This window comes from Paraburkholderia caribensis (genome assembly GCF_002902945.1).
Classification (GTDB): domain Bacteria; phylum Pseudomonadota; class Gammaproteobacteria; order Burkholderiales; family Burkholderiaceae; genus Paraburkholderia; species Paraburkholderia caribensis.
On record NZ_CP026102.1, the window covers coordinates 1,286,003 to 1,305,338 of the forward strand.

Below are 19,336 nucleotides of genomic sequence, written 5' to 3' on the forward strand. Positions count from 1 at the left end.
TCCGCGTTACGTTAGCGCGCTTCACGCGTTGCCCCTGTGCGGGGCGGCACCTACTTTTCTTTGCCGCCGCAAAGAAAAGTAGGCAAAAGAAAGCGGCTCACACCGCCAATTCTTGACGTTTGCCCACGGGCCCCCAACGGCCCCACGCTTCACACTGCCGCATATCTATTTGCGTGCGTTGCCAACGCTCTGAATGAGCGCCTCACCCGCTGCACACACCCGTGTTTCAGCACGCCGCGCCAGATAGTCCACGGCCGCCCAGGTGGCAAACTGTGTGTCGGCCCTCGGTGCTTCACACGCTTCACTCCAGACCGATTGCGCACGCGCCCCACCCGGTAAGAGCGCCAAGCCATACGACGCGACAGCCTACACACAGTTTGCCACCTGGGCGGCGCATACCATTCGCTGCCGTTTGCTCGGGTACGGGTAATCGAAGCGGGTGAGGCACCTGTTCGAAGCGTTGGCAACGGGCACCAACCAGGGCCACTGGTGTGTGAAGTGTGGGGACGTTGGGGGCCCGTGGGTAAACGTCAAGGATTGGCGGTGTGAGCCGCTTTCTTTTGCCTACTTTTCTTTGCGGCGGCAAAGAAAAGTAGGTGCCGCCCCGCACAGGGGCGACGCATGAAGCGAGCCAACGTAACGCGGATGCCAGCGCAAAGCCTAAAACACCGAACACCACCGCGCGAAGCACAAAGGCACAGACATAGCGCGGACGCCAGCGCCCCCCAAAAAAAACCAAAAAACCAAACCCAAACCCCAAGCGTCGCAGACAAAAAAACACCACCTCCCGGCATACTTCCCAGCAATCAGCTAACATCAACATTCCCTCAAAGAATTCCAGCCCACGCGCGCAGCGCGCAAAAAATCCTCAGGAACACAGCATGGTCACATCCAGCAGCTACACTGATACCCGCCTGTTGATCAACAACGAGTGGTGCGACGCCGCCAGCGGCAAGACCCTCGACGTCGTCAATCCCGCCACGGGCAAGCCGATCGGCAAGGTCGCGCACGCGGGCAAGGCCGATCTGGACCGCGCGCTGGAAGCCGCACAGAAGGGCTTCGAAGCATGGCGCAAGGTGCCCGCCAACGAACGCGCCACCACCATGCGCAAGGCCGCCGCCTTCGTGCGCGAGCGCGCCGACAGCATCGCGCGCCTGATGACGCAGGAGCAGGGCAAGCCGTTCGCAGAAGCACGGATCGAAGTGCTGTCCGCCGCCGACATCATTGAATGGTTCGCGGACGAAGGCCGTCGCGTTTACGGCCGCGTCGTGCCGTCGCGCAACCTGAATGCGCAATCGCTCGTCATCAAGGAGCCGATCGGCCCCGTCGCCGCCTTCACGCCGTGGAACTTCCCGGTCAACCAGGTGGTCCGCAAGCTGAGCGCCGCGCTCGCAAGCGGCTGCTCGTTCCTCGTCAAGGCGCCTGAAGAAACGCCCGCGTCGCCCGCACAGCTGTTGCAGGCGTTCGTCGATGCTGGCGTGCCCGCCGGCACGGTCGGCCTCGTGTTCGGCGATCCCGCCGAGATTTCGAGCTACCTGATTCCGCATCCCGTCATCCGCAAGGTCACGTTCACAGGCTCGACGCCCGTCGGCAAGCAACTCGCCGCGCTCGCCGGCCAGCACATGAAGCGCGCGACCATGGAACTCGGTGGCCATGCGCCCGTGATCGTCGCGGAAGACGCGGACGTCGCGCTCGCCGTCAAGGCAGCGGGCGGCGCGAAGTTCCGTAACGCGGGCCAGGTCTGCATCTCGCCGACCCGTTTCCTCGTGCACAACAGCATCCGCGAAGAGTTCGCCGCGGCGCTCGTCAAGCACGCCGAAAGCCTGAAGGTCGGCGACGGCCTCGCTGAAGGCACCCAGCTCGGGCCGCTCGCGAACGCGCGCCGTCTGACGGCGATGGCGAGCATCATCGAGAACGCGCGCGCCACGGGCGCGACGGTCGCAACGGGCGGCGAGCGCATCGGCTCGGAAGGCAACTTCTTCGCGCCGACCGTGCTGACGGACGTGACGCTCGAAGCCGACGTGTTCAACAACGAGCCGTTCGGCCCGATCGCCGCTATCCGCGGCTTCGACAAGCTCGAAGACGCCATCGCCGAAGCGAACCGTCTGCCGTTCGGTCTCGCGGGCTATGCGTTCACGAAGTCGTTCCGCAACGTCCACCTGCTGTCGCAGAACCTCGAAGTCGGCATGCTGTGGATCAACCAGCCCGCCACGCCTACGCCGGAAATGCCGTTCGGCGGCGTCAAGGATTCGGGCTACGGCTCGGAAGGCGGACCGGAAGCGATGGAAGCCTATCTCGTGACGAAGGCCGTCACCGTCATGGCCGTCTAAAGTCTGCTGAAAACGCAGACATGCCGCCCGCTGCAATGGCGGGCGGCCAGTTGTCGGATGCGTATCCCGAACGCTACGTCGAGCCGGTTCGTCGGACGAATCGAAAGCTGTTGGTAAAACTCCCGATTGGTAGCATCGTCTCCCGCTTCTAGCATGGCGTTCGATGCCGCACGCTCGCGCATCGCGTGCCTGCACGGTCGCTTCGCTTTCAAACGCGGCAGATCGCTTCCGTTCTACTACTCGCTGGATTGCTGCTGCAAGCTGGACGTATGCGGCGATTGGCTGCTTTGTCCAGGCCGCGCGCGTGAAAAGAAAAACGAAAACGCACGACGCGCAGGCCCCAACGTGAGGCGCCATTGCGTCTGAACGTGGTCCGTTATGTCACGAGTCACTGGAGAGTTTCGATGATCTTTCACGCGTCCATTCCTACGCAAAATCCCGAGCGCGTCGCGCGCACGCTTGCCGAAGTGTGGGGCGGTTTCGCCGCACCGTTTTCGCCTTTTGAAGGCGCGTGGATGGCGGTGGCGGGCGACGACCGCGGCACGATCATCGAGACCTATCCGAGCAACCTCACGCTCACGCCTGGCGACACGCAGGAGCCGCTCGCCTCGATGGCGAACACGCGCGCGCAATACAGCGGCTTTCATATGGCCGTCGCGTCGCCGCTGTCGGCGGAGCAGGTGATCGCGATCGGCGAGCGCGAAGGGTGGCGAGCGGTGCGCTGCACGCGCGGAAACAACTTTTTCGACGTGATCGAATTATGGATTGAAAACAGCACGTTGATCGAAGTGCTGACGCCCGAGATGCAGGCGCAGTATCTGGGTTTCGCGACGCCTGAGAACTTCCGCGCGCTCGCCGAGCAAGCTTCCGCTTCAGTTGTTGCATCGCAATGACTACACTGCGCTGATGTTCCATCACGGGAGTCTGCGATGACTGATGTAGCGAAATGTCCCGCTTCGGTTGCGACGTTCAGGAGCGAGCACGGCTTCTCGAACACGGTGGCGCGGTTGCGCGGGCTGCTCGCCGACAGAGGCATGACGATCTTCGTCGATATCGATCAGGCGGACGCCGCCGCGCAAGTGGGCATGACGCTGCGGCCGACGCGGCTGATCGTGTTCGGGAACCCCAAGGGCGGCACGCCCGTGATGCAGGTGAACCCCTTGGCGGGGTTGCTGTTGCCGCTCAAGGTGCTTGTGTGGGAGGACGACGCGCGCGTCACATGGCTTGCTATTGATGACATCACTGGCGTGCTCGTGGACGGATATGGGGTTCAGGCGTCGCTCGTCGAGCCGCTCGCGAAGGCGAAGGCGTTGATTCAGATGGCGGCGGAGCGTGATTCCGGGTGAGTGGCGACGGAGTGGTTGTTTTTGTCTGCGACGCGTTGGGGTGGTTTGCTTGCTTTTGCGCTGGGGTTCGCGGTTTTGGTGTTTTGGTGTTTGCGCTGGCATCCGCGCTTCGTTAGCGTGCTTCAGGCGTCGCCCCTGTGCGGGGCGGCACCTACTTTTCTTTGCCGCCGCAAAGAAAAGTAGGCAAAAGAAAGCGGCTCACACCGCCAGCGCTAATTCTTGCCTGAGGGCCCCCAAAGGTTCTTACGCTTCACACGGCAATCACATCATTCCTGCTCGTTGCCAGCACTCTTGCTGAGCGCCTCACCCGCTTCACGCACCTGCGTTTCAGCACGCCGCGCCAGATAGTCCACGGCCGCCCAGGTGGCAAACTGTGTGTCGGCTTTCGCGCCATACGCGCCTCACTCCGGACCGTTAGCACACGCGTTCCACCCTGTAAGAGCGCTACCCTATACGACGCGACAACCTACACACAGTTTGCCACCTGGGCGGCGCATACCATTCGCTGCCGCTGGCTCATGTACGGGTGTTTGAAGTGGGTGAGGCGTTCATTCGAAGCGTTGGCAACGGGCACTACCCAGGGCACGGGCGTGTGAAGTGTGGGGCCGTTGGGGGCCCGTGGATAAGAACACGGGCTGGCGGTGTGAGCCGCTTTCTTTTGCCTACTTTTCTTTGCGGCGGCAAAGAAAAGTAGGTGCCGCCCCGCACAGGGGCGACGCTTGAAGCGAGCTAACGAATCGCGGATGCCAGCGCAAAGCAAAGGTAAACGGACAGAGGCAGCGCATAACCATAAGAAGCCATAACGCGCATGCCAGCCCATAGGCACAAAACAAAAAACCCAAAACCAAAACCCAAAACCAAAACCCAAAACCGCCCAGCGCGCGCAGCGCTATCTCACTTCACTCCAATCCCGCTTTGCGTCTTCCGATCCCAGATCTTCAAACAAACCCCAAGAAACTGCGCAAACCCATCAGCAGGCGGCGACAACGACCGATCAACAGGCCGATAGACACACACTTCCCGAATCGTCTCCGGCTCGACGACGCGCCGCATCACCAGCCCAAACGTCTGCGCAAGCGGCTTCACATAAAGCGGCGCAAGCGTAACAGCAAGCCCCTGCGCAACGAGCCCAAACGCGGTAGTCACATTATCGACAACCTCAACGGGCGCAATCCGCGCATCGGACGGCTGATCGACCAACATCTGCGCGACACTCGCTTCATGATCGCGGCCCGTCGCGACGATCGGTGTGCCATGCAGATCTTGCCACCGCAAGCGCCTCTTCCGCGCCAGCGGATGCTGCTCAGCGCACCACAACACCCACGGGCTCTGAAAGATCGGCTCGCGCTGCACGCGGTCGCCCGTCGCGCGGTCCGGGCCCACGGCAAGATCGACGTCGCCGCTCGCAACACGCTCCACCAGCTGCTCGACATCCGTATCGACGACCCGCACCACGACCTTCGGCTTCTCAGTCGCATAGCCCGCTATCGCAAACGGAATCGCCGTGCTCGCCAGCACCAGCGGCGCACCGACCCGCACGATGCCCGCCGCACGGTTGCGGATGTCGCTCGCCGTCTGCTCGGCGGCACGCAAATGCCGCAGCACCGATTCCGCCGAAGAGAGAAAATCACGGCCCGCCGTCGAAAGACTCACGCGCCGCGTCGTGCGGTCGAACAGCCGAAAGCCCAGTTCGCGCTCCAGCTCCGCCAGCAACTGGCTCACGGCCGACGAGGTCAGCCCCAGCCGCTGCGCCGCAGCGGCAATGCCGTTCTGATCGACAATCGCGAGAAACGCCTCGAACTGGCGTATGGTGATGCGTGTGAGGGCCATCCGTCGATTCTAAAGCGTAACTTACGAATCGTGCAGAATCGATTGATTGTGACAGGAAGCGCTTTTCGACACACTGTTTCGCACGCGTCGGTGCATGCCCTCGCAACCTCTCGCACAGTTCAGCAACATCCAGCACACATAGACTGAGACACAACCATGTTCGAACACATCCCCGCGTATCCCGGCGATCCCATCCTGACCCTCAACGAGGACTTCCAGCGCGATCCGCGCACCAACAAGGTCAATCTGAGCATCGGCATCTACTTCGACGAAAACGGCACGCTGCCCGTCATGGCATCGGTGCGCGAAGCCGAGGCGGCCATCGTCGCCCAAGGCACGCCGCGCTCCTATCTGCCGATGTCGGGCCTGCCGTCGTACCGCGACGCCGCGCAGACGCTCGTGTTCGGCGCCGCGAGCGCCGCGCGCGCCGCGGGGCGCATCGCGACGGTCCAGACGGTGGGCGGCTCGGGCGCGCTGAAAGTCGGCGCGGATTTCCTCAAGCGTCACTTCGCAAGCTCGCAAGTGTGGCTGAGCGATCCGAGCTGGGAAAACCATCGCGTCGTGTTCGAAGCAGCGGGCCACACGGTCAACACCTATCCGTATTACGACGACGCAACGGGCGGCCTTCGCTTCGACGCAATGCGCGATACGATCGACTCGCTGCCGGAACGCAGCATCGTGCTGCTGCATGCGTGCTGCCACAACCCGACAGGCGTCGACCTGACGGCCGATCAGTGGCGCGAACTGGTGCCCGTGCTGCAGCGTCGCAATCTGATCGCGTTCGTCGACATGGCGTATCAGGGCTTCGGCGACGGCCTCGAAGAAGATGCCGCCTGCGTGCGCATGCTCGCGGACGCCGACGTGCCGATGATCGTCGCGAACTCGTTCTCGAAGAATTTCTCGCTGTACGGCGAGCGTTGCGGCGCGCTGAGCGTCCTCTGCAAGGACGCAGCCGAAGCGCAGCGCGTGCTCGGCCAGCTGACCTTCACGATCCGCGCGAACTATAGCAATCCGCCGATGCACGGCGCGCGGCTCGTTGCGGGCGTGCTCGGCGACGCGAAGCTGCGCGCGTCGTGGGACGACGAACTACGCGTGATGCGCGAGCGTATTCATGCGATGCGTCACGCCATTCACGATGGGCTGGCCGGTCGTGTCGATGAAGTGATGCGCGCGCGTTACATCGCACAGGTCGGCATGTTCACCTACACGGGACTGTCGCCCGAACAGGTCGAAACGCTGCGGCTGGAACACGGCATCTATCTGCTGCGCTCGGGGCGTATGTGTGTCGCCGGTCTGAACCGCAACAACGTCGCGTACGTGGCATCGGCGATCGCGGCTGTCGCCGGGTCGGGCGCACGCCAGTAAGGAGGCAAGAGATGGAGATCATGGAGCGAGACGAGCGGGCCTCGGGCACGGCAGCGATGCACCCCGACGAATGGCAGGCGCGCGTTCAATTGGCCGCCTGTTATCGCGTCTTCGATATGCTGGGCTGGACGGAGCTGATCTACAACCACATCACGGTGCGCCTGCCCGAAAGCGTGGCGGGCGAAGCGAAGCAGTTCCTGATCAATCCATTTGGCCTGCATTACAGTGAAGTGACGGCGCGCAATCTGGTAAAGATCGATGCGCAAGGGCGCATTCTCGACGGCTCGACGTATCCGGTGAATCCCGCAGGCTTCACCGTGCACGCGGCGCTGCACGAAGGCATACCCGATGCGCATTGCGTGATGCATACGCATACCACGGCAGGCGTTGCAGTCGCGTGCTCGGAAGACGGCTTGCAGCAGACCAACTTCTACAGCGCGCAGTTGCATGAACGCATTGCTTATCACGACTTCGAAGGCATCACGATTCACGCTGAGGAAGGGCCACGCCTCGTCGAACATATCGGCGACCGGCAGGCGGTGATTCTGCGCAATCACGGGCTGCTGTCGTGGGGCACGACATTGCCGCAGGCGTTCGCGATTCTGTGGACGCTGAACCGCGCGTGCGAGATTCAGGTTGCGACGTTCGCGATGGGGCGCGCGCGGCCCGTGCCCGAGGCGGTCGCCGCGCAATGCTCGCGCGACGCGCTGCAGTTCGACGTACGCTACGGCGCGGGGCAGGACGTGTTCGACGCGCTGGTGCGCAAGGTCGATAGAATCGACGCCAGCTACAAGGATTGAGGAAGAACAACGATGAAGGTTTGCATTTACGGCGCCGGCGCGATCGGCGGATGGATGGGTGTGAAGCTCGCGCAGGCGGGCTGCGAGGTGAGCGTGGTGGCGCGCGGCGCGACGCTCGACGCGTTGCGCGAACACGGCTTGCGCCTGAAGGAAAACGGCGAGACGCATGCGGTCCGCGTGCAGGCGAGCGACAAGCCGGAAACGCTCGGCGTGCAGGATCTGGTGGTCGTCGCGGTGAAAGCGCCCGGCATGGCCGCCGTCGCGCAGCATATCGGGCCGCTGCTCGGCGCGAATACGCTCGTGCTGACAGCGATGAACGGCGTGCCGTGGTGGTTCTGTGCGGGCTTGCAGGGCGAGTTCGCGGGCGCGCGGCTCGCTTGCGTCGATCCCGACGGCTCGATTGCCGCCACGATCCCAGCTGAACGCACGCTCGGATGCGTCGTGCATGCGAGCTGCCGTGTCGACGCGCCGGGCGTCGTCGCGCATCATCAGGGACGCGGCTTGATCGTCGGCGAAGCGACGGGACGGGCGAGCGAGCGGGTGGCGTCGCTCGTCGAACTGTTGCGCAAGGCCGGCTTCGATGCGAGCGCGACTAATCAGATCCAGCGCGACGTCTGGTACAAGCTATGGGGCAACATGACGATGAACCCCATCAGCGCAATCACGGGCGCGACCACCGACAAGATTCTCAGCGACCCGCTCGCACGCGATTTCGTCACGCGCGTGATGCTCGAAGCGAAAGCCATCGGCGCGCGCTTCGGCATCCCCATCGAGCAGGCGCCCGAAGACCGCCACGCCGTTACGCTCAAACTGGGCGCAATGCGCACGTCGATGTTGCAGGACGTCGAAGCGGGCAAGGCCGTCGAACTCGATGCGCTGGTCGGCGCAGTGTGCGAACTGGGCAAGCTGACGGGTGTCGACACGCCGTATGCGAACGCGCTGTTCGGGCTCGCTCGTCTGCACGCTCGCGTGCGTGGGCTGTATCCTCTCGACTGACGCTGCACCTTCAATCCTTTAAGCCCCGCGCATCAAAGCATGAAATTCACCGATCTGTCGTCCCCGGCTTACTTCGACAATCCGTATCCGTTCTATGAAGGCATCCGCAGCGCGGGCGCCTTCGTGCCGCTCGCGCCCAGCATCGTGCTGACGGGCCGTCACGCCGTCATCGACGCACTGTTGCCCGACCGCCGCATGGGCAAGACATACATGCCCAGCGTGGTCGCGCGCTACGGCGAAAGTGCACGCGAACAGCCGGTGTTTCAGGCGCTCGAACGCACGTTCCTGATGATGAACCCGCCCGCCCACACGCGCCTGCGCGCGCTGCTGATGAAGGCATTCAATGCGCGGCAGATCGAAACGCTGCGCGCCATCGCCGAAGAAACGACCGACAGTCTGATCGACGCGATGCAAGGCAAGCCTGAAGTCGATCTGGTCAGCGAGTTCGCGATGCCGCTGCCATTGCAGATCATCTGCCGGCTGCTCGATGTGCCCGTCGAGGATGGCGTGCGCTTCGGCGACGCGGCGAGCCTGCTGGTGTCGGCGTTCGATCTCGCGCCGATGTCCGCCGACGCGCTCGCGCACGCAAACCAGGCGGCGCTCGATCTCGAACAGTATTTCCGCGCCGTGATCGCGCAACGGCGCGCCGCGCCCGGCCACGACATCGTGTCGTCGTTGATCCAGGCGGAAGAGGGCGGCGAGCGGTTGTCGGAAGACGAGATCGTGTCGAACGTGATCTTGCTGTTCGTCGCGGGGCACGAGACCACGTCGAACATGCTGGGCAATGCGCTGATCGCGCTGCATCGGCATCCGGCGCAACTGGAAAGGTTGCGGGGTGATCCGTCGCTGGTGTCGAAGGCGGTGGCCGAATGCGCGCGTTATGACACCGCCGTGCAGATGGTCGTGCGCACCGCATTCGACGATATCGAGGTGGAAGGGCAGACGCTGCCGCGCGGCTCGATCGTTTTCATGCTGCTCGGTTCGGCCAATCGCGATCCGGAGCGTTTCGACGCGCCGGATACACTCGATATCGGCCGCGAGCCGTCAGGCCATCTGCTGACGTTCGGCGCGGGCATTCACTACTGCCTTGGCGCGCGCCTCGCGATGATGGAACTCGAAATCGCGCTGCACAAGCTGCTGACGCGGTTGCCTCAGCTGCGTCTGACGAATCTCGACGCATTGCAGTGGCGCAGGCGGAACAACCTGCGCGGCGTCGAGACGCTGCTCGCCGCGCTGTGACGGGCGAGCCAGGAAGGCGTGAGGTCCGTGCGGCGCTCACGCCATCTCGCGATGCCAGCGTTCCAGTTGCTCGATGGTCGTAGCCGCCCCGCCGCACACGATCACGAGCACGGTGTCGAAGCGTTGTAGCGCATCCGTCTGCCCGTAGACGAGGGCGAGGCTCGCGCCGCAAGCGGGCTCGACGAGCACGCGGTGATCGTCGACGAAACGGCGCGACGCATCCACGGCTTCGGCGTCCGACACCACCACGCATTCGACAGGGTGCGTCTGCGTCAGCATGAACGCCTGCTCGCAGACCTGCTTCGCACCCAGCGACGTCGCGACGCTCGTAATACCCGGCAGCTCGATCCGCCGGCCCGCGCGCACTGACTGCGCCAGCGACGACGCGCCTGCCGTTTCGACCGCGATCAGCGGCACATGGCCGAGACCGTTACGCCGCAAGCCTTCGATCGCACCCGCCATCAACCCGCCGCCGCCCACCGACAGCACGACGGCATCGAACTTCGCACCTGCCCGCACGACCTCGTCGATCATCGACGCATGACCGTGCCACAGGAGCGGGTCGTCGAACGGATGAATGAACGCGTCGTCGGGACCGGCCTGTTCGAGCGCGAACGCGTTCGCTTCCTGCCAGGTCGCGCCGTGCACGATCACCTCCGCGCCTTGCAAGCCGATCAGTTCCTTTGCGCGCTCGCCCGTGCTTTGCGGCACGACGACCGTGACGGGGATCGACAGCGCGCGGCCCGCATACGCGACCGCGATGCCCGCGTTGCCGCCCGACGACGACACGAAGCGGCGCTTGCCGCGCTTCGCGTGTTCTTCGCACGCGTAGCCGATGCCGCGGATCTTGAACGAGCCGGGCGGCTGCAGCGCGTCCATCTTGAGCAGCACGCGGCGGCCCAGATGCTGGCTGAGCGTTTGGGATTCGAGAAGCGGGGTGTCGATGTGCAGGGTCATGGCGGTGTTGCCGGAAGCGGCTTCGCTGAAGCGTTGAATCGCAGATGATAGCAAGCGGAAGCCGTCGGAGCTTGCTGCATCCGCGCATAAAAAAGGGCGGTTCGAAACATCGAACCGCCCTTGATCTCGTTGATCGAGCGATGGCTCACTTGCCCGCGATCAGGCTAGGATCGCCGGCAAACCGCTCGCTGCGGCTCGCGGGCCCGTCGTCGAGCAGACCCTTGGTCAGCTCCAGCGCCTGCCGTTCGAACAGCCGCCGGTACACGCCGTTGTCGATACGGATCAGTTGCTCGTGGCTGCCTTCCTCGACCACGCGACCCTTGTCGAGCACCAGCAAACGGTCGAGCGCACGCACTGTCGAGAGCCGGTGCGCGACGACGAGCGTCGTGCGTCCAACCATCAGCCGTTCCATCGCCTGCTGGATCAGCACCTCGCTTTCGCTGTCGAGGCTCGACGTGGCTTCGTCGAAGATCAGGACCGGCGCGTCGGCGAGGAACGCCCGCGCGATCGCGACCCGCTGGCGTTCGCCGCCCGACAGCTTGACGCCGCGCTCGCCGACCAGCGTGTCGTAGCCGTGCGGCAGCGCGTCGATGAAGTCGTGCGCGCTGGCAAGCTTCGCGGCCTGGACGATCTCGTCGAACGATGCGCCGGGCCGCGCGTACGCGATGTTCTCCGCCAGCGAGCGGTGGAACAGCACGGGCTCCTGCTGCACGATTGCGATGTGCTGGCGCAGCGACGCCTGCTGCACATCGGCGATGTTCTGCCCGTCGATCGTGATGCGGCCTTCGTCGATGTCGTACAGACGCTGAATCAACTTGATGAACGTCGTCTTGCCCGAGCCCGAATGCCCCACGAGGCCGATCCGCTCGCCCGGCGCGATGCGCAGCGAGAAGTCGTTGTAGAGCGCCGTGCGCTGCGCGCCATAGCGGAACGTGACGTGCTCGAAGCGGATTTCACCGTGCTCGATAGCGATGGCGGGCGCGCCCGCCTTGTCTTCGATACCGAGCGGCTCGCGTTCGAGCGCGACGAGTTCTTCCATGTCGTTCACCGAGCGCTGCAGGTTGCGCACATGCATCCCGACATCGCGCAGATAGCCTTGCAGCACGAAGAACGTGGTCAGCGCATACGTGATGTCGCCGACACTCGCTTCGTCGCGCAGCCATAGCAGCAGCGCCGCGCCGAGAATGGCCGCCTGCATCAGCGCCAGCATGCCGCCCTGTACGCCGCCATTGGTCGTGCCGCGCTGCCACGTGCGGCGCGTGCGCTGCCGCCACTTGGCGATCACGCGATCGAGCCGGCTTTCCTCGCGTTCTTCCGCGCCGAATGCCTTGACGACGGCGTTGCAACTGACGGCGTCGGCGAGCGCGCCGCCCATGCGCGTGTCCCACAGATTGCCGAGACGCGCGGCAGGCGCGACGTAGCCTAGCGACAGCGCGACCGTCACCGCGACATACGTAAGCGACCCGACGCCGACCACGATGCCCATCACGGGCCAGTGAATGCCGAGCAGCACGGTCGATCCGGCGAGCATCAGCAGCGAAGGCAGCAGCGCGATCAGCAGCGTGTCGTTGAGCAGGTCGAGCGCCCAGATGCCGCGCGTGATCTTGCGCACCGTCGAGCCGGCGAAGCTGTTCGCATGCCAGTCCGTCGAAAAGCGCTGCACGCGATGAAACGCGTTCGCGCAGATCTCACTCATCATCTTGAGCGTCATCACGATGATGCTGCGGTAGACCAGTTGCCGCAGCAACGTGCCGCCGATGCCGAGCGCAATCAGCACGCCGAACGCGACCAGCGCAGGATGCGATGCGACGTCCTTGCCGAGCGTGCGGCCCGACGCGAGCGCGTCGACCAGACGACCCGCGAAGAGCGGCGTCAACACATCCGCGAGCGCGGCCGACAGTGCGAACAACGCAATGCCAACCACGCGCACGGGCTGCTTGCGCCAGTGATGAAACGTGAAGCCGAGAACGCTTCTGAACGCTTGCGCGCCAAAGTCGAGTTTTTTGCTAGCCATGTATGTCAGCGTGCGGCGCGAGGCGGCGCAGCGCTATCCAGTCAGGAGATTCGGAAGTCGACGACCGATGCCCGCCAACGTGCGGCGGCGACAAAGAAAACCGGTAGTCTGATAAAGGCGCGGGCGCTTGCGAGCCAGCGCGGACGGCAACCTAGCTAGGGGAGCAGAGGAAGCGTCGCGACATCCCGCGAGAGACTGCGATGTACATTGCGTGCATGGAATGCCTCCCTTGGGTGAATGAGTGGATGAAGAACAACTGCGTTGAGGCTTGAATTCTAGCAGGAAAGCTTGCGCAAGGTGACCGCAATGCGCGTTGACATCACACAAAGTGTTGGTTTTATGTGTGCCTCATCGAATCACGGCGGCCCGGCTTTGCAACCCGTCCCACGCGTGCCGGATACAATGCGGCAGCGCCGAACTACACCAACACCGCGTCCGTGCCCGACCGAAGCACGGACTCAACCTGATCGACCTCAACACATGTCCAGTTCCACCCGGGCCTTTTTGCTGGGCCCGTTGCTCAAAGGGGTTTCCCGTTCTTTCTATCTGACGTTGCGCATTCTGCCCGCCGGCATGCGCGATCCCATCGGCCTCGCGTATCTGCTCGCGCGCGCCGCGGACACGATCGCCGATACCGCGCTGATTCCGCCCGGGCAGCGGCTTGCGTTGCTGCTTGCGTTGCGCGAGCAGGTCAACGGCGCGACCGACGACGGCGAGCTTGCGCAACGCCTCGCGAGTGAAGTGGCGGGGCAGCAGACGCAATCGGATGAAAAGGTCTTGCTCGAATCGATCGCGCCCGCGCTCGACGTGCTTCAGCAACTCGATGCCTCCGACCGCGCGGCGGTGCGCGAGATCGTCACGACGCTGACCACGGGCATGGAATTCGACTTGCGCACCTTCCCCGACGAACGCTCGGGCCGCATCGTCGCGTTGCGCGAATGGGACGAACTGGACCGCTACACGTATCTGGTCGCGGGCTGCGTCGGCGAGTTCTGGACGAAGATGACGTACGCGCATCTGCCGGGCACGCTGAAAACCGACGAGCCCACGATGCTCGAGCGCGGCGTGCGCTTCGGCAAGGCGCTGCAGATGACCAACGTGCTGCGCGATTGCGGCAAGGACTTGCGCATCGGCCGATGCTATCTGCCGTCCGCGATGCTCGATCGCCACGGCCTGACGCCGCAAATGCTATTGGAGCCGCAAGCATCGCAGCGCGCGCAACCCTTGATGCACGAACTGGTGCGCAAGTCGCTCGATCACTTCCGCGCCGCGCTCGACTACACGCTCGCCATTCCGCGTTTCTCGTTGCGCTTGCGTCTCGCGTGCGTGTGGCCGATCGTGATCGGACTCGAAACATTGCTGCTGCTGGTCGATAACGCGCACTGGCTGGAACCGTCGAAAGTGTCGAAGATCCAGCGCAAGCAGGTGTACGGCATTCTCGCGCGCTCGCTGCCCGTGTCGGTGTCGGATGCGGGGCTGCGTGGCTGGATCGAAGGGCTGATCGGCGCGATTGAATCGCGCATCGGCGTTCGATGAAACGCGCTTCCGTTCAATCCCGGTTTGTTCATACAGCGGTGGAGCGCCTATGATGAACCTCGCACAACCCGAAACGAAGGACGGCCCCGGCGGCAACGTATCATGACGGCAATCGCCAGCTGGCACGCGCATGTGTATTTCGATCAGGCGACCCGCGACGCCGCATGGACGCTGCGCGAAGCCATCGAGGCGCAGTTCCACGGCAGATTCGAAATGGGGCGTTTTCACGAGCGTCCCGTCGGTCCGCATCCGATGTGGTCGTATCAGCTTGCTTTCGCCCCCGAGCTACTCGCGGAACTGTTTGCGTGGCTCGCGCTCAATCACGGCGCGCTCGACGTCTTCATCCATCCGAACACGGGCAACGCGCTGCGCGACCACCGCGATTGCGCGGCGTGGATCGGGCGCTCGTATCCGTTGAATCTCGCCGCGCTCGGCGGTTAGCGCGTAGTCGGCGCGGCGCATCGTTGCGCGCGCAGCGCGCATGGAGGTCGGCTCATGACGGTCACCAACGCGGTGTCGGGCACCAACGTCCATGAAGTCGCGGACGGCATGTACCGGATCAACACGCCTGTGTTCTTCGAAGGCGGGCCAGGCGGCTTCTCCTTCAACCAGTATCTGATCGTCGACGACGCGCCGCTGCTCTTTCATACCGGCCCGCGCAGGATGTTCGCGCTCGTGCGCGAAGCGGTCGCGTCCGTGTTGCCGCCCGAGCGGCTGCGGCATATCGCGTTCTCGCATGTCGAAGCGGACGAGTGCGGCTCGCTCAACGAATGGCTCGCCGCCGCGCCGCAGGCGCTGCCGCTGTGCAGCGGCGTCGCCAAGCTGGTGTCCATCGACGATCTCGCCGACCGGCCCGCGCGCGGCCTCGAAGACGGCGAAACCGTCGATCTCGGACGCCACCGGCTGCGCTGGCTCGCGACGCCGCATCTGCCGCATGCGTGGGAGTGCGGGATGCTGTTCGACGAGACGACCCAGACGCTGCTGTGCGGCGATCTGTTCACGCAAGGCGGCGCGGAGTTGCCCGCCGTGACGGGCGCAGACATTCTCGGTCCCAGCGAGGCGTTCCGGCGCAGCATGGATTACTACTCGCACACGAAACATGGCGACGCGATGCTGGAGCGGCTCGCCGCGCTCGAGCCGCACACGCTCGCGTGCATGCACGGCAGTGCGTGGCAAGGCGACGGCGCCTCGCTGCTTCGCGCGCTGGCGGTGTCGCTGCGCGAGTGAGCGGGCCGCGCTGACGTATTGATGCATTGACGCGGTGGCGCGGCACGCCCAGCGCTTGCGCCGCAGCGCAGCAAATGTTTTTTCGCGCGCGCTGTCGATTCCCGTCGTCGCCGCTCGTCGTCATGGTAAGCGGGCATATCGTCCGCTATTTCCCAGCAAGGACGACGACGATGACCTTGACGCTCTACGCCCATCCATTTTCTTCGTACTGCCAGAAGGCGCTCACCGCGCTCTACGAGAACGGCACGCCGTTCGACTACCGCCGGCTCGACGAACCCGGCGCGATGGATGAACTCGCCGCGCGCTGGCCGATCCGGCGCTTTCCGCTGCTTGTCGACGACGGACGCACGATCGCCGAGGCGACCGTCATCATCGAGCATCTCGGCCTGCATCATCCCGGCCCGGTCCAACTGCTTCCCGACGATCCGCGCGCGGCGCTCGACGTGCGTTTCATGGACCGTTTCTTCGACAACTACATCGCCACGCCGCAGCAGAAGATCGTCTTCGACAGCCTGCGCAGCGAGAGCGAACGCGATGCCCGCGGCGTCGCCGATGCGCGCGCGCTGCTCGATGTCGCGTACGCGTGGCTCGACAACAGGATGAAAGACCGCGAGTGGGCGGCAGGCAAGCACTTCAGTCTCGCGGATTGCGGCGCGGCACCGTTTCTCTTCTATGCCGACTGGACGCACCGGATCGACCCGAAGTTCGAATACGTGGTCGCGTATCGCAAGCGTCTGTTGAAACGGCCTTCGTTCGCGCGCGCCGTCGAGGAAGCGCGGCCTTATCGTCATCTGTTTCCGCTCGGCGTGCCGGAGCGCGACTGATTCCGTGGCTCGTCAACTGAATGGGAGGCTCTGATGTCTTCTGCATCTTCTCTTGTGCCCGCCGCCGAGCTGGCCAAGCGCAACGGCCGGCACTATCCGAACGAGAGCGTCGAGTACCGCCGCGCCCGCGACGCACTGCTCGCGGAGGAAATCGAATTGCGCCGGCATATCGAACGCGTCGCGGAACAACGCCGCGCGCTGCCGCCGGGCGGCGACGTGACGGGCGATTACCGGTTCGTCGGCGAAACGGGACCCGTCGATCTCGCCGGGCTGTTCGGCGACAAGGACACGCTCGTGATCTACAGCTACATGTTCGGTCCGCAGCGCGAGCGGCCGTGTCCGATGTGCACGTCGCTACTGAGCGCGTGGGACGGCGAGGCGCGCGACATCGCGCAGCGCGTCGCGCTGGCCGTGGTCGCGCGTTCGCCGATCGAGCGGCTCCTGGCGTTCAAAAAGGAGCGCGGCTGGCGCGATCTGAAGCTGTATTCGGACGTGAACGGCGAGTACAGCCGCGATTTTGGCGCAATCAGCGACGACGGCGGCGACGACGCGGCGTTTCAGGTCTTCACGCGCCGCGACGGCACGATCCGTCATTTTTATGCGGTCGAGATGGGCTTCCCGACTGTCGATCCCGGTCAGGACCCGCGCGGCGCGCCGGATCTGATGCCGATGTGGACGATCTTCGACATGACGCCCGAAGGTCGCGATCCGCATTGGTATCCGAAGCTCGACTACACCCGGTGACGTCAACGCGCGGCTCGCCGCCGACCAGGTAGCCGCGTGCACATCAAGACAGGCATGAGGGCGAACGTGATCGCGCCGCGAGCATGCGGCGCTCGCGCTGTTCGCAGGCGGGCGCAGGTGCTAGTCGGCGACGCGCTTGTCGGCGAGCGCGCGTTCGCAGTCGCCGAGCACGGCGACGACGAGGCGCGCCTGAGCGTCGAGTTCGTCGGTGTCGAGAATTTCTTCGACGGCATCGCGCGCCCAGTCGGCTTCCACAAACGATGCGTGCCGCTGCGCGATGTCGAGCGCGATGGCCGACAGCCTCGCGATGCATAACCAGTCGGCTGTGCGCCCGTGCCGGTCGAGCCACTTGTGCGCGGCCTCTACGTGGAAGGACGGTGAGGGCCAGGTCTCGTTCAGATACCAGGCACCCAGGCTTCCGCACGTGAGCCAGCACAGCAGCTCCACGCGGTCGCGTTGGCTTAGAAGATGGCGTACATCACTCATGGCGACGCTCGCGAAGGTAACGGATATGACGTGAGTTCCGCGTAGCAAAGCTCGAACCCGTGTGTGTACGACAATAACACGACGTTGTGCCTTGCACGACAGGGTTTAACCGGATTCTGGCTGCCCGGGTGATGGGGAATGTGGGTTGACCGACAATCACGCGCGCTTGCTGCACTGCATTGCACGGGCACAGTGCAGCGCGGCTCGCGTGCTAGCGCGAGCAGGTCGGCTGTGAATCGGCCGATGCGTCGAGGCGGATCATCTGGCCGTGATGGAGAACGGTGAATGCATCATCGGGCAGGCCGGCTTCGTGAGCTGCTTCGGCGAGTTTTTTCGGCGGTTCGTCGAGCGCCTCGTCGGTCAGTTCGAACGTGCCCCAGTGAATGCCGATCGCCTTTTTTGCGTGCACGTCCTGGAAGATCTGCACGGCCTGCTGCGGGTCCACGTGCTGCGCGCCCATGAACCAGCGCGGCTCGTACGCGCCGACGGGAATCAACGCGAGATCGACACAGCCGAATGCGGCGCCGATCCGCTTGAAGTCGTTCGAGTAGCCGGTGTCGCCCGCGAAATACACGGAGAAGGGGTGCGCTGCGCCCGCGGGCGTTTTCACGACCCAGCCGCCCCACAGCGTCTCGTTGCGGTCGGTCAGGCTGCGCGCGGACCAGTGCGTCGCGGGCACGAACCAGGAGTCGAGACGGGCGACGCTGGTTTCGTCGCCCCAGTCCAGTTCCTGCGCATTCGTGATGCCTTTTTTCGCGAGCCAGTCCTTGATGCCGAGCGGCACCAGAAAGAGCGGCGGCCCGCCGGGCTGCGCGTTCAACGCCTCGACGGTTGCGGTGTCGAGGTGGTCGTAGTGGCTGTGCGAGATCAGCACGACGTCGATATGCGGCAGTTCTTCGAGCGCGAGACCGGGCGGCACGCGCCGCTTCGGCCCGGCGAACGCAAAGGGCGACGCGCGTTCCGAAAACATCGGATCGGTGATCACGTTGACGCCGTTGATCTGCAGCAAGGCGGTCGCGTGGCCGATCCACGTCATCGTGTCGTCCCTGCGGTTCGCCTTGATCCACGCGACGTCAGGGTGATCGACGGGAAACGCGTAGCCGTTCGCGGGCGGTGGCGGCAAGCCGTGCGTCCAGCGGTTCCAGCGCCATGCCCATACCGAGCCGCGCGCGAGCGGCCCGTCGTTGTTCTCGTAGCCGTTGCCGGTGTGCGGCGCGTGATGGATGCCGCTCGCGGCGAGCTGGTCGGGCCTCGGGCCGGATGGCGGCGCGCCGGCGGCGCAATGCGCCGATGCGCCGCACAAGGCGATGGCGGCGCAGACGAGGCGCGAGCGGAACGGGAGTGGCATCGTGTATCGAATCGGCTGCCGCCGTAGAATCGATGGTGCGACACTGTAGACCGGACGCCGCGTCCTACGCCCGCGCGGTGGCGGACGGTCGTCACCCGCGATCGCGTCCCCGCTGCGGGATCGTTCATCGGCACGCCATCTGCCGCGCGCAATCTCGATCGGGTTCGGATCGCGGTCATTGCTGCAGAGTGGAACGATTGTGCTTGTTCCCAAATCGTAAAATGCAATGAAGTGCCGTTTGCGGTGACGAAAAAGCAGCGAAGCCGCGCAAATCGTGCATTTTTTTGCCTTAAA

At 64.5% G+C, this 19,336-nt stretch carries 17 protein-coding genes; 12 read left to right on the forward strand and 5 right to left on the reverse strand.

Going from position 1 to position 19,336, the window contains the following annotated elements:
* Window positions 1–881 precede the first annotated feature (881 nt).
* The 3 genes from C2L66_RS22190 to C2L66_RS22205 all read left to right on the forward strand — a co-directional run bounded on the left by C2L66_RS22190 (window position 882) and on the right by C2L66_RS22205 (window position 3,676).
* Window positions 882–2,330: an NAD-dependent succinate-semialdehyde dehydrogenase gene (locus tag C2L66_RS22190; RefSeq protein ID WP_054934770.1), complete on the forward strand. Its 1,449-nt coding sequence runs from the start codon at window positions 882–884 to the stop codon at window positions 2,328–2,330.
* A 404-nt stretch (window positions 2,331–2,734) separates the two neighbouring features.
* Window positions 2,735–3,223, forward strand: coding sequence for a hypothetical protein (locus C2L66_RS22200; protein WP_054934772.1), 489 nt, complete (start codon window positions 2,735–2,737; stop codon window positions 3,221–3,223).
* Window positions 3,224–3,259: 36 nt separating this feature from the next.
* Entirely contained in the window at window positions 3,260–3,676 is a 417-nt protein-coding gene (locus tag C2L66_RS22205) for a DUF302 domain-containing protein (protein ID WP_060602885.1), read from the forward strand.
* 894 nt (window positions 3,677–4,570) lie between these two features.
* On the opposite strand, the gene C2L66_RS22210 is transcribed toward C2L66_RS22205, so the two are convergent.
* Entirely contained in the window at window positions 4,571–5,506 is a 936-nt protein-coding gene (locus C2L66_RS22210; protein WP_060602882.1) for a LysR family transcriptional regulator, read from the reverse strand.
* A gap of 156 nt (window positions 5,507–5,662) precedes the next feature.
* Here C2L66_RS22210 and C2L66_RS22215 point away from each other — a divergent pair, with 156 nt between their 5' ends.
* From C2L66_RS22215 to C2L66_RS22230, 4 genes are read left to right on the forward strand one after another with little or no spacing between them, the layout of a single operon-like run.
* Window positions 5,663–6,871: an amino acid aminotransferase gene (locus C2L66_RS22215; protein ID WP_060602880.1), complete on the forward strand. Its 1,209-nt coding sequence runs from the start codon at window positions 5,663–5,665 to the stop codon at window positions 6,869–6,871.
* Between the two features lie 11 nt (window positions 6,872–6,882).
* Window positions 6,883–7,671, forward strand: coding sequence for a class II aldolase/adducin family protein (locus tag C2L66_RS22220; RefSeq protein ID WP_060602877.1), 789 nt, complete (start codon window positions 6,883–6,885; stop codon window positions 7,669–7,671).
* Window positions 7,672–7,683: 12 nt separating this feature from the next.
* Window positions 7,684–8,667, forward strand: coding sequence for a 2-dehydropantoate 2-reductase (locus C2L66_RS22225; RefSeq protein WP_060602874.1), 984 nt, complete (start codon window positions 7,684–7,686; stop codon window positions 8,665–8,667).
* Between the two features lie 39 nt (window positions 8,668–8,706).
* The gene (locus tag C2L66_RS22230; protein ID WP_060602871.1) at window positions 8,707–9,906 is read left to right on the forward strand and encodes a cytochrome P450; all 1,200 of its coding nucleotides are present in this window, start codon (window positions 8,707–8,709) and stop codon (window positions 9,904–9,906) included.
* 36 nt (window positions 9,907–9,942) lie between these two features.
* Here the strand turns inward: C2L66_RS22230 and C2L66_RS22235 are convergent, their stop codons facing one another.
* Together C2L66_RS22235 and C2L66_RS22240 are read right to left on the reverse strand one after the other, a co-directional pair.
* Window positions 9,943–10,863, reverse strand: a complete 921-nt coding sequence (locus C2L66_RS22235) for a pyridoxal-phosphate dependent enzyme (RefSeq protein WP_060602868.1) — start codon at window positions 10,861–10,863, stop codon at window positions 9,943–9,945.
* Window positions 10,864–11,008: 145 nt separating this feature from the next.
* On the reverse strand, window positions 11,009–12,877 hold the full coding sequence (locus tag C2L66_RS22240) for an ABC transporter ATP-binding protein (protein ID WP_060602865.1): 1,869 nt from the start codon (window positions 12,875–12,877) through the stop codon (window positions 11,009–11,011).
* Window positions 12,878–13,357: 480 nt separating this feature from the next.
* Here C2L66_RS22240 and C2L66_RS22245 point away from each other — a divergent pair, with 480 nt between their 5' ends.
* From C2L66_RS22245 to C2L66_RS22265, 5 genes are all read left to right on the forward strand, one after another.
* The gene (locus tag C2L66_RS22245; RefSeq protein WP_060602862.1) at window positions 13,358–14,413 is read left to right on the forward strand and encodes a phytoene/squalene synthase family protein; all 1,056 of its coding nucleotides are present in this window, start codon (window positions 13,358–13,360) and stop codon (window positions 14,411–14,413) included.
* A gap of 102 nt (window positions 14,414–14,515) precedes the next feature.
* On the forward strand, window positions 14,516–14,854 hold the full coding sequence (locus C2L66_RS22250) for a DOPA 4,5-dioxygenase family protein (RefSeq protein ID WP_035989648.1): 339 nt from the start codon (window positions 14,516–14,518) through the stop codon (window positions 14,852–14,854).
* A 54-nt stretch (window positions 14,855–14,908) separates the two neighbouring features.
* Window positions 14,909–15,640 carry an FprA family A-type flavoprotein gene (locus C2L66_RS22255; RefSeq protein ID WP_060602860.1) on the forward strand — a complete coding sequence of 244 codons (732 nt, stop codon included), beginning with the start codon at window positions 14,909–14,911 and terminating at the stop codon, window positions 15,638–15,640.
* A gap of 170 nt (window positions 15,641–15,810) precedes the next feature.
* Window positions 15,811–16,464 (forward strand): glutathione S-transferase family protein, encoded by a 654-nt coding sequence (locus C2L66_RS22260; protein ID WP_060602858.1) that lies wholly within the window; start codon window positions 15,811–15,813, stop codon window positions 16,462–16,464.
* 33 nt (window positions 16,465–16,497) lie between these two features.
* The gene (locus C2L66_RS22265) at window positions 16,498–17,208 is read left to right on the forward strand and encodes a DUF899 domain-containing protein (protein WP_060602855.1); all 711 of its coding nucleotides are present in this window, start codon (window positions 16,498–16,500) and stop codon (window positions 17,206–17,208) included.
* 120 nt (window positions 17,209–17,328) lie between these two features.
* On the opposite strand, the gene C2L66_RS22270 is transcribed toward C2L66_RS22265, so the two are convergent.
* Entirely contained in the window at window positions 17,329–17,694 is a 366-nt protein-coding gene (locus C2L66_RS22270) for a hypothetical protein (RefSeq protein ID WP_035989657.1), read from the reverse strand.
* Window positions 17,695–17,905: 211 nt separating this feature from the next.
* Entirely contained in the window at window positions 17,906–19,042 is a 1,137-nt protein-coding gene (locus C2L66_RS22275; RefSeq protein WP_060602852.1) for an MBL fold metallo-hydrolase, read from the reverse strand.
* Between the last annotated feature and the right edge of the window lie 294 nt (window positions 19,043–19,336).

Bases quoted from the DNA above. Each gene is read 5' to 3' on its own strand.
- C2L66_RS22190 (WP_054934770.1), top strand. From the start codon at position 882: ATGGTCACATCCAGCAGCTACACTGATACCCGCCTGTTGATCAACAAC.
- C2L66_RS22200 (WP_054934772.1), top strand. From the start codon at position 2,735: ATGATCTTTCACGCGTCCATTCCTACGCAAAATCCCGAGCGCGTCGCG.
- C2L66_RS22205 (WP_060602885.1), top strand. From the start codon at position 3,260: ATGACTGATGTAGCGAAATGTCCCGCTTCGGTTGCGACGTTCAGGAGC.
- C2L66_RS22210 (WP_060602882.1), bottom strand. From the start codon at position 5,506: ATGGCCCTCACACGCATCACCATACGCCAGTTCGAGGCGTTTCTCGCG.
- C2L66_RS22215 (WP_060602880.1), top strand. From the start codon at position 5,663: ATGTTCGAACACATCCCCGCGTATCCCGGCGATCCCATCCTGACCCTC.
- C2L66_RS22220 (WP_060602877.1), top strand. From the start codon at position 6,883: ATGGAGATCATGGAGCGAGACGAGCGGGCCTCGGGCACGGCAGCGATG.
- C2L66_RS22225 (WP_060602874.1), top strand. From the start codon at position 7,684: ATGAAGGTTTGCATTTACGGCGCCGGCGCGATCGGCGGATGGATGGGT.
- C2L66_RS22230 (WP_060602871.1), top strand. From the start codon at position 8,707: ATGAAATTCACCGATCTGTCGTCCCCGGCTTACTTCGACAATCCGTAT.
- C2L66_RS22235 (WP_060602868.1), bottom strand. From the start codon at position 10,863: ATGACCCTGCACATCGACACCCCGCTTCTCGAATCCCAAACGCTCAGC.
- C2L66_RS22240 (WP_060602865.1), bottom strand. From the start codon at position 12,877: ATGGCTAGCAAAAAACTCGACTTTGGCGCGCAAGCGTTCAGAAGCGTT.
- C2L66_RS22245 (WP_060602862.1), top strand. From the start codon at position 13,358: ATGTCCAGTTCCACCCGGGCCTTTTTGCTGGGCCCGTTGCTCAAAGGG.
- C2L66_RS22250 (WP_035989648.1), top strand. From the start codon at position 14,516: ATGACGGCAATCGCCAGCTGGCACGCGCATGTGTATTTCGATCAGGCG.
- C2L66_RS22255 (WP_060602860.1), top strand. From the start codon at position 14,909: ATGACGGTCACCAACGCGGTGTCGGGCACCAACGTCCATGAAGTCGCG.
- C2L66_RS22260 (WP_060602858.1), top strand. From the start codon at position 15,811: ATGACCTTGACGCTCTACGCCCATCCATTTTCTTCGTACTGCCAGAAG.
- C2L66_RS22265 (WP_060602855.1), top strand. From the start codon at position 16,498: ATGTCTTCTGCATCTTCTCTTGTGCCCGCCGCCGAGCTGGCCAAGCGC.
- C2L66_RS22270 (WP_035989657.1), bottom strand. From the start codon at position 17,694: ATGAGTGATGTACGCCATCTTCTAAGCCAACGCGACCGCGTGGAGCTG.
- C2L66_RS22275 (WP_060602852.1), bottom strand. From the start codon at position 19,042: ATGCCACTCCCGTTCCGCTCGCGCCTCGTCTGCGCCGCCATCGCCTTG.